We start from the raw sequence: 10,914 nt of genomic DNA, 5'->3' as shown, positions 1-10,914 counted from the left end.
CAAGTTGTGATGAGGCAACAAGTTGTGATGAGGCAACAAGTTGTGATGAGGCAACAAGTTGTGATGAGGCAACTTTGTTGCCTGACCGCAACTTGCGCGATCGCTACGCAACTTGCGCGATCGCTACGCAACTTGCGCGATCGCCACGCAACAAGCACGAGCCAGAAGTACTACCAGATAAAGATTCCAGCACACCTAAGATTAATAAGACTTATTTAGAATTTATAGACTCTCTCTCAGAAACCGAGCGAGCGAATTTTTTAAATTTTTGTGAGGAAAAGACAAAGAACCTCAGCCAGCCAGTGAACGACATTGAGGCTTGGTTAGCTCACACCACTAAAGCCGGACAGAACCGTTGGGAAGTTTATTACAAAAAATTTGTGACATACCAACAAGCCGAGTCCAAAAAATCTCAAAGTAGCCGTAGCAGTCAAATGAAAAAGTTTCAAGAGGAACTTGAGCAACAACGACAGCAAGCTATGTCCATGTATGACAACACAAATGAATCAATGGAAGCTTTGCCCAATTCAATCTAAAGTTTCAAGTCGCTTATGACAGAACAACTAAGTTTCCAAGGTGATGGTAGCGATCGCCTGCCACCCCAAAATATCGAGGCGGAAGAGGCGATTTTAGGCGGTATTATGCTTGACCCAGAAGCAATAGGTAGAGTGAGCGATTCTTTGATTCCAGAAGCTTTTTACATTAGCGCTCACAAAGATATCTATCAAGCAGCGCTGCGCCTTCACAGCCAGGGTAAACCCACAGACTTGCTCTCTGTAACCAGTTGGCTGACTGACCATGATTTACTTACCCGCATTGGTGGGAGAAATAAATTAGCAACTTTAGTAGACCGCACGGTGTCAGCTGTGAACATCGACGCTTTGGCAGGGTTAGTAATGGAAAAATACCTGCGGCGGCAGTTAATCAAAGCTGGCAATGAGATTGTCCATTTGGGTTATGAAACTGAAACTGAGTTACCCAAAATCCTTGATCAATCGCAACAGAAAGTATTCCAGCTTTCTAACCAGGGCTTTGGTTCAAACACCGAACACAACAGCACAATTAGTATTGCTGCTTACAAGGAATTAGATTCAGGAAGCCCTATCTACTCTACAGGACTTGATGAACTCGATAATTTAATGGTCGGATTTGAAGGCGGTACGCTCACCATAGTTGCGGGTAGACCGTCAATGGGAAAGTCCCAGATTTCGTTGCAACTAGCTCTCAAGATGATATTGCTCCACGATTTACCTGTGGCTATCTTCTCGCTGGAGATGACAAAGAAACAATTAGAGTACAGGCTGTGGAGTTTAATTAGCGTCACCAATGCCTACAAACATTTAAGATTAACGCCACTGAAGAGCGATCGCATCCGCAGACATCGAGCCAAATTTCAACCTTTAGCAGATTGGGAATTCACGCTTATTGCCAAAATCGTTGATATTGCCTCAGAACTGCCGCTTTATATGAATGATTCAAGGGGCATCACCGTTTCACAAATTGCATCAGAATGCCGTCAAATTAAGGACAAAGAGGGAAAACTGGGGTTAGTTGTAGTTGATTACCTGCAAATGATGGCAGAGGACTCTGGAGGCAACCGCAGCTATGAACTAGGAGATGTAGCCAGGGGACTTTACAAAATGGCAGGGGAACTAGATGTACCCGTGCTAGCACTGTCCCAAATCTCTAGGGGAGTTGAGGGCAGACAGAATAAGCGCCCAATGATGAGCGACCTTAGCCAATCGGGAATTTTAGAAATGGTGGCAGACAATATTATTCTTGCTTACCGGGATGAGTACTACAACCCAGACACTACAGAGCAAGGAATATTAGAGCTAATCATGGCTAAAGCACGGCACGGTGAAACAGGCACAGCAACGGTATTTTTTGACAAGTCCTATGGAATTATCCAGAATTTGCGGTGATGGAATATCGGAGTCCTCCAACTCCTGTCAAAACTATCCGCCTCCTGTATCGGAATTTTTACTGGGGGGTATTGATAATAGCCCTAGTAAAAATTTTGAAGAAATAGAAATACCCCCCGGTAAAGACAACCCTAGTAAAAAGCGCAGAAATTGGGGTGAGGGTAATGGCACTATTCATTGGCGCACCATTACTAGGGGTGGAAAGGACTATCCCCAGGCTTATTATCATTGGCAAGAAAAAGGGAGAAAGAAGACCAAGTACATTCCTAAGTATTTACTTGGGGATATTCAAGAAGCAGAGTTCAAGAAGCGCCCAATTAGAGAAATTTTGGCATTACTGGGTGTTTTGCCTAGCCCTAGTAAAAACACATTACTGGGGGATATCGAAAACAGCCCTAGTAACGATGTCGAACAGTCAGAGATGCCCCCCAGTAAAAATAGCCCTAGTAATGATGTCGAGCAGTCAGAGATACCCCCCAGTAAAAATAGCCCTAGTAAAACTAGACGACACAAAGGATTAGGTAGTGGCTCCATTCAGTGGAAAACCATTACCCTTCACGGCAAAGATTATCCCCAAGCTTGGTATCACTATGAGTTCTGGAAAGATGGCGATCGCCTCCTTAAAAAGTGCAAGTATATTCCAAAACGACTATTAGAGAGAATAGAGAAGCTAGAAGCAGATAAAGCCCCAGTTAGAGAAATTTTGTTAGTATTGCGTGTAAAATTCTAGAAAAACCATTACCTCAGAAAAGCTGCGCAAATCATAAATACTAGGTAATACCAATTCTATGTGTATTTGCATAAAAGCCTGAACCCTCTATAGCGGTCTTTCGTTACATACTTGTAAATTTTCCCGCTGACTTACTTAACAAGTACTGAAGAAACTGTATTTTTTTAAGCAACAACTTCAAATGGAATCGACATCACTGCTAACTTGGTAGTATCACTTCCATGAGTGTTTGGAGGTATCTGCATATTTTCATTGCTATTTGTCCCGCGTGTACTTCTGTCTAAATCATCTAACAAACTATTAGTTAAATCTAAAAATTCGTCTCCGGTAATATCTGGGATAGGACTACGTTGATCGCCTATTCCTCTAGTATTTGCTAATGTTTTGATGACATCTAGAAAACCACGTAATGGTTCAGTACTGGCAATGATCAGGGCTTCTGCAAAACCTAGTGGTTCTGAAATATCAAAGGTGGTAGGTTTTTCCCCTGGTTCAGGTGGTCGGGGAATTGACAGTTTTTGTCTTGGTTGCACTAATATCGCACCTTCTGACCTATCGTAAGGGAAAAGAACGTCCATTTTACCTGTACTATCTATGCCTAAAATACTAACGTGGAGGGGCACGGATTCATTATTTTGAATTTGGAAAGCTATACTGATGCCTACGGACAATTTTGCTACACCTGAATCGGAAAAGTTGATTGGTTGCCTGGGTTTGGGAGAATCTGCAACTCCAGTATTTTGTTTAAAACTACGAGTTGTGAAAGTTTCAGCGAGTAGTTTTTGACTACCAGCAACAACTATTGAGGTAGTTATACTTATTTGTGATGTATTTGTGTTTCCAAGTATATCTTTAACAATTCTGGCCGCTAAAAATGATTTTAGCTTTGGTCGTAAACGTTCCACGGCACTAGTGACTGGTTCATCTGCATTGCCAAAGGAACTGAAAATGATTCCATCCAATGTTGGCGAAAATACTCCGAAACTACCGACAATAGGCAAGTTTGGTATGCGTTTTTGTCGTAGTTCTTGGCATTTAGCTTGAGTCATACGACCAAAGATATAATGTACTTCGTTTTGTCCTAAGGACAATACTTCTATACGGTTAATAGCCTGTAGTGCTTGTTTAGCTTGTTTGATGGTGTTGCTATCCAAAGAAGTGTCATCTAGTCCAATTTTTAAAGTTAAATCTTTGGGGATGGTGCGGATACGTTCTTGTAAAAGCGTCCCTTTTCCTAGTTGGGTACGTGCAGTGCTAACTAATTTACCTTTAGCTGTCAATCCTTTACGGGATGAAATTTGCACTTGTCCCCGTCCCTCGCCATTTGCATCTACTACTGTAAAAACTGCTTTTTCATTAAATCCTTCTAAGCTTTGTGAAGGTATACCTCCCAACCATAAATTGACTTCATCACCATTAATATCAGTTACAACAGCCTCTGCTGGAACTGCTTTGAGTGTGGAATGATAGATTGATGCATTTGAATTTCCTGGCAAATTTTGCTCTATTTCTGGTACTTGATTCTGACCATTTTGTTGATCCCAGATGATTTCTTGAGTGCTTTCACGAACATTGACAAAAGTTTTACTAAAAGATTCATCCCCTATTTGTTGCCAAAGATATTGAGTTAATGCGTAAGTAAAAGCTCCAGCACTAAAGTCACTAATTCTAGCTTCTTTTGCTTCTTGGTTACGTTTAGCAGCAGTAATTACAATACCTTTGGCGACATTTTTTTTACGTTTGTTTATAAACTCTTGTGCTGAAAGTTTGGTTTTTGCCAGCAATTTACGCTGTTCTTCATACTCTGCGGGACTAGCCAAAAAGTTGCTTCCGCCATCGCCGCGGGAACGCACTACTAAATTACCTCGTTTGGTTGCACCAGAGTAGCAACAATCTAGGACGACGGTGACATTTTCAGTTTTTAACGCATACATGAGTAAAAATAGGGTATGCCCCATAATGTCCTGAACTACACCACCATTAGGAGGTAAGGAACTATCAACGGGAACAAGTGTACCGTTGAGTCCATCCGGTGTATCACGGTCTTTATCTTGTACTAATGAACCATGCCCAGAATAGTGGAATACTACCACATCGCCGGGTTTAGCTTGGTCAATTAAATGTTGTTCAAATGCCTCTAAGATGCTTTGGCGTGTTGCTTGTGTATTAGTCAAAGTTAAGATATCTGTGTTTTTAAAACCAAAGCGGTGAGTTAATAATTCGCGTTGCAACAAAACATCATTTTCGCAACCTCCTAATGTTGAAATACCATTTTTATATTCATCAATCCCTACCAGTAATGCTAATTTGCGGGGTGTATTTTGCGCTAGAACTTTGGCATATTGTTGGGATTGGCGCATGATGTCCAATTGGCTTATACCGACTGTAGCTAAGGCAGAACTAGCGAATTGCAGAAATTGACGACGTTTGATATGTATCATAAAATTTTGGGTTTTGAATTAAATGTGAATGATGTTAGGCTTTGTACTCTGATACTTAAGTTGCATCAAAGTAGTATATTTCTAGCTTTTGGAAGGATATGCCAAAATTGGGGCTAAAATTTGACAGGAGTCCAATCTCCGGAAGGTATGAAAGCAGCCCAGAAGAATGGATGTTGATACTGCTGGGACTTCAACATTTCTAATTGCGCCTGTCGCAAGGTTTCGGAACGTCCCTCGTTTTTGATTAATCTTCCGTAATATTTCACCATTAGTTCTTTTGTACCTAAATCGTTAACATCCCAAAGACTAATTAACTGACTTTGGGTACCAGCCATCACAAAAGCACGACGCAAACCATATACCCCTTCGCCGTTGGTTGCTTTACCTACTCCTGTTTGACAAGCTGAAAGTACGACTAATTTAGTACCCGATAAATTTAAAGAAGATGCTTCTAAGGCTGTCAGTACACCATCTTCACTACCACTGCGAAGTTGATTAGCTCCAGCTAAAGCAATACCGGAACGCAGTAGGGGATTTTCAATGTTCTTGCTCACTCGATGGCTAGAACCAGGTTTGACTATAATTCCACGATTTTCTACAGCTAAATCAAAAGTATCGGGAACTTCTATTTTTTCATCGGTGCGAAAGAAACCGTGAGTAGCGATATGGAGAATACTAGGCGATCGCATTTGTTTCAGGGCGTTTTCTGTGGCTTGACTTCCTGTTAAAATGTTTACATTTATACCTCTTTCTTTCAGCAGAGGTAAAATAGCATCTGCTTCTTGCTTTGTTCCCTGTAAGGGACTAAATGTGAGTTTGTTGATTTCTGAGGAGCGTTTTAAATCTTCTTTGTTACCTACGGGTATAGGTGCGTTATTTGCCGCGTTATTAAAATCGATATTCGCCATCATCACAGGTGGTTGAACACTAGATGGCTGATTAGATAATCGCAGTAAGTCACGTCCAGTAGTAAGGTAATTAATAGTATAATTTTCTACAAGATAGCGGTTATTTTCATCTACCAGCGCAGCGAAGGGAATCAGATTCAGCTGACTGTCGGGAGAAAGTAGCAGTTTTCGCTTATCACCCAATAGTTTGCGGATGGGTTGCATGAGTTTGCTATCCAAGCGACGCGCAATTGGTTTAACATCGCGGGATTTACTTTGCAGAACTGTACCAAATTCGGCTATTTCTTGATCGATAATTTCTGCTTCTCCTAAATCTACCCATTGGGTTGAGCCTTGGGATGTAAGAATGTAGGCAGCATAGCGAGATTTACCATAGCGATCGCTTCGTTTTACACCTTTGAGATTGGTTAAGGGTTTATATTGAACAAATTCTACTAAAGCTGTATCCGCAGGTATTAGTTTTTGCACTGCTTCAATAGTTACAGGTTGGGTAGCGATGCGAAATTCAGCACTGCGTTTAGAGAGTTCTGCTTCTAAATTCTCTGCTTTAGCCTTAATTTGGGCAACTTCTTGGCGATATTGTGCGTTAGTAAAATTACTAGGTTTATCGTATAAAAGCTTTGCAAGCAGGGAGTTCGTGCTGGAAAGCTCATCAAATAATTTTTGGTTTTCTGGGGTGAGGTTTTGTCGCAACCAGTTTCGACTGTCGCTGAGAACATCAAGTATGCGTCCTTTGCGACGGAAGATTGTAGTTAAAGCTAGGTTTGCTGCTTGGGGGTTATTGGGTGCTGACTGGAGGTGAGAAGAAATTGCAGTATCACCTGATTCCACAAGTAATGCCATATAATTTTGTTTCTGGCGTTCCGAACCAATTCCAAGGATAATATTGAGATTGCGATCGCCTATTTCTAAACCGCGCTTTCTCAACTCAATTGCACGAGATGTATCACCTTGGGCATTGTAGTACAAAGCTTGCATTCCCAAGTTATTCGCAAAATCAGGATGTTCAGAACCAACGATACTTTCTGTGATGTCAAGAGATTTTTGCGTGAGTTCCACTGCTTTTTGAGTGTTACCCAAAAGAAAGTATGTCCAAGCTTGGTTGCTCAGGTTAATTGCTACTTGGGTATGTTTAGTACCATAGGCTTTCTCGTAAATTGCTAAAGAACGTTGTAAGAGTTTAAGAGATTCCTGATGCTTACCCTGCACATTATATAAACTTGATAGATTATTCAGACTGAGAGCAACATCGGGATGATTAGAGCCAAATATTTTTTCTCTAATCTCTAAGGCACGTTTGATAAATGGTTCAATTTGAATATTTTTTGTTGCTTCACCAAATATTTCTTTGTTGTAGTATAGCACCGCCAAGTTATCAAGATTAATAGCGACTTTAGGATGAAATTTGCCAAATAGTTTTTTATTAATAATTAAAGCCCGATTATATAAAATTTCAGCTTCTCGATTATTTCCTAAATTTTCATAAATCGCAGCTATATTATTTAAATTTTGACTTATATCTGGATGCTCATTGCTAAATGTTTTCTGATTTATTGTTAAAGATTTTTGAGCATAATCAAGAGCTTTTGGATAATTACCTTGTTCTTTATATACTCCAGAAAGATTATTATAACTTTGAGCAACTAAGTAATGTTCAGAACCAAATACTTGACTGCGAATTTCTAAAGCACGCTGATATTTATCTATAGCTTCTGGATAATTACCTAAATCCTGATACACATTAGCAATATTATTTAAATTCTGAGCAATAAAATAATGTTGGGAACCGAATTTATTCTCATAAATTTTCAAAGCTGACTGGAATAATTTTAATGATTCTGTGTAATTTCCTTGCTCTTTATAGAGAACAGCAATATTATTCCAACTACCAGCAACTTCTGGATGTTCTGCACCAAATGTTTGACGGCGAATTTCTAAAGAATCTTTAAACAGTTTTAATGCTTCTGCATAGTTACCTTGTTCTTGATAGACAGATGCTAAATTATTAAGGATTCTAGCAACACTTGGATGTTGGGAACCAAATACTTTCTCAGTTATTACTTGGGCACGTTTATAGTAATCGATAGCTTGAGGAAAGTTAGCCAACTCTTTATAGATACCTGCTAAATTATTTAAACTTTCAGCAATAGATGGGTGTTCTGAGCCAAATATTGTTTGACGAATTGCGAAAGCACGTTGATAATTTTTCAGTGCTTCTGAGTAGTTACCTTGCTCTTGATATAAAATCGCCAAATTATTGAGAGTAAGAGCTACTTGAGGATGATCGGGTACTAATACCTTCTTGTTAATTGCTAGAGCTTGCTGATAGTGTTTAATTGCATCTGAGTACCTTCCTTGTATTTGGTAAGAAAAAGCCAAATTATTCAGGCTAAGAGCGACATCTGGGTGTTCAAAACCCAATATCTTTTCTTTAATTTTTAAAGCACGTTCAAATAGAGATAATGATTCTGCATAATTACCTTTTTCTTGGTATAAATTAGCCAAATTGCCAAGATAGGTAGCATATTCAGGATGTTCAGTACCAAAAGATTTTGCAAATATTTTCTCAGCACGTTGGTAAAGTTGTAGCGCTTCTTGATATTTTCCCTGCTTTTTATAAACCAAAGCTAAACCATTGATAATTGTAGCAACTTGAGGATGTTCGGTTCCAAATTGATTTTCACTTATTGTTTGCGCTTTTTTATATAATTGAATTGCTTCTTGATACTTTCCCTGGTTTTGATATAAACCAGCCAATTTTTGCAGAGATGATGCAAAATTTTCAGCGCTATAGCTGAGATATGCTGCTTCCTCTAAAAGTTTAGCATCTACTGCTTTTGCATATCGTTTCTCAGCTATTGTTAAAGAACGCTTATATAGTTCTTCTGCTTTCTGATAATTTCCTAACTCTTCATAAGAATTAGCAAGATTACTCAAGGCTTTAGTTATTTGAGAACTTTCATCACCCCAAGTTTTTTTCGTTATTTGTAGAGATTTTTCATACAAAATAATTGCTTCCTTGTTGTTCCCTAAATAACTATAGACAATAGCGATATTATTTAGAACACTAGAATATTTATCTGCCTGAGAATCAAGATTATTTTCATAAATTTTTCGAGCGCGTTGATAATACTTTAATGCTTCTTGGTATTTAGCTAAATCTGTATAAACATGACCAACAAAATTAAGGCTCAGTGCCACATCTGGATGTTCTGAACCAAGATTTTTTTCTCTGATTGCTAAAAGGCGTTCATAATAGGATAATGCTTGATTGTATTTGCCTCGATCGCGATAAAAATTTGCTAAATTAAAGACATTATCTGCAATTTTTATACTATCCTGACCATGTAACTCAGAATTTATTGCTAAAGCACGTTGAAAAAATGACTCAGCCTGAGCGTAGTTTTTTTGTAATTCATTTATTTGCCCAAGACTGAGAAGCATTGAAGCTTCGCGTTCTTTTTGATTGGGTATTTTTTCATAAAGTGCTAAAGCTTCCTGACAACTATCTATTGCTTGTTTATGTTGTGTCATCAAGGAATAAGTATCGCAAAGAGCGCCAAGATTACCAGCTATATCTTTAGGTTCTTTTAATTGTCGTGCAATAGCTATAGCTTGCTGATAATATTCTAATGCTTTGGGATAATCTTCTAATTGAGTTCTGTAAATACCTCCTATTAAAGATAAAATTGTTTCTTGTGACGTAGGTTTTCTAAGCTCTTGATAGATTGCTAATGCTTTATTAAAATAATCCAAGGCGAATTGTGATTTTTCTTGTTCATAATAACTTAAACCAATACTAACTAAAATTTCTACTTCACCTTCGCGGTTTTTGAGTTTTTGATGAATGGGTAAAGCTTGCTGAAAATAATCTATTGCTTGGGGATATTGTTTTAACTTGTGGTGAGATAATCCCATGTAATTGAGTATAGAAGCTTCTTCAGAAAGATTTCCGCCTTTTTTGATGATTATTAATGCACTTTGATAGAATTGAAGGGCTTTATCATCTTTATTCAAACCTTGATAAACTAGGCCGTTGAGGGTTAAAGCTATTGCTTCTGCACGAATATTTTTGACTTGGCGACTAAGTTGTAAGGCTTCATTGAGTAATTCTAAACCTGCTTCGGTTTTACCTAAAGCTCTATTTACTAAACCTAATAAAGCAATAGTTTCAGGTTCATAAAAACTATCTTTAATCTGCTGTCGAATTTTTAAAGATTCTTGCAGTGGTTCTACTGACTCTTGGGCTTTACCCTGAGCAATATAAACAACACCAATATTAGTTAGTGTTTCACCTTCCCCTTTCTTATCATTTGTTTCTCGACGTATAGTCAAAGCTTTTTGAAAGGTTTCCAGTGCTTTTGAATATTCTTTTAATCCCTGATAAGTTTCACCCAGATTATCTAATACATTACCTTCACTTTGGCGATTATTCAGCTTTTGATAAATAGCTAAAGCTGGAGTTAATGCTTTCTGCGCTTCTGGATATTCGCCTAATGAGTTATAAACTTCGCCCAAATAATTTAATGCTTCTGCTTCACCTAAAGAATCTTGTTGTTTTTGTCGCAGTGCTAAAACTTGTTGAAAAGTTTTCTCTGCATCTCTGAGTTTATATTCGCGTAACTGGGTGATTCCTGCTTGCAATAATTTATCTGTAGATGTTGCTTGAAAAGTAGAGGTAATTGAGTTTTGAGTAATAATTTCTTGTTTTGAGGAAAAAGCAGCTTCGGTTATTCCACTCAATAAAATTGTAAGGCTAATAAATGTGCCTACTCTTAGAATTAATAAGTTAAATTTAGCGTTTGGTTTCACTGATTTTTTAGGAGATGATATATTTTGCATGAATTTGTTTGTCTCTTTTATGCGGGTTGGTGATATGTATTTCTAGCTTTTGGGAGGATATGCCAAAA

The 10,914-nt window shown here is 38.4% G+C and carries 4 protein-coding genes and 1 pseudogene; 3 read left to right on the top strand and 2 right to left on the bottom strand.

Annotated features, from left to right (window positions below):
* The 3 genes and pseudogenes from RMY00_RS28670 to RMY00_RS28660 form a co-directional block, all read left to right on the top strand.
* Window positions 1-536, top strand: a pseudogene (locus RMY00_RS28670) (hypothetical protein); the annotation flags it as partial.
* A 15-nt stretch (window positions 537-551) separates the two neighbouring features.
* Window positions 552-1,925: a replicative DNA helicase gene (gene dnaB, locus RMY00_RS28665; protein ID WP_322650790.1), complete on the top strand. Its 1,374-nt coding sequence runs from the start codon at window positions 552-554 to the stop codon at window positions 1,923-1,925.
* Complete coding sequence (locus tag RMY00_RS28660; protein WP_322650789.1) at window positions 1,900-2,655, top strand: hypothetical protein; 756 nt, start codon at window positions 1,900-1,902, stop codon at window positions 2,653-2,655. Before dnaB ends, RMY00_RS28660 begins: the two co-directional genes overlap by 26 nt.
* Window positions 2,656-2,819: 164 nt before the next feature.
* Here RMY00_RS28660 and RMY00_RS28655 read toward each other — a convergent pair whose 3' ends face one another.
* Window positions 2,820-5,096, bottom strand: a complete 2,277-nt coding sequence (locus RMY00_RS28655) for a caspase family protein (RefSeq protein ID WP_322650788.1) — start codon at window positions 5,094-5,096, stop codon at window positions 2,820-2,822.
* A gap of 113 nt (window positions 5,097-5,209) precedes the next feature.
* Window positions 5,210-10,846, bottom strand: a complete 5,637-nt coding sequence (locus RMY00_RS28650; protein WP_322650787.1) for a tetratricopeptide repeat protein — start codon at window positions 10,844-10,846, stop codon at window positions 5,210-5,212.
* Window positions 10,847-10,914 lie beyond the last annotated feature (68 nt).

The organism is Nostoc sp. ChiVER01 (assembly GCF_034531155.1).
In the GTDB taxonomy this organism is placed as follows: Bacteria; Cyanobacteriota; Cyanobacteriia; order Cyanobacteriales; family Nostocaceae; genus Nostoc.
The sequence above is the reverse complement of the archived record's forward strand: the minus strand, read 5'-3'. Positions and strand labels throughout refer to the sequence as shown.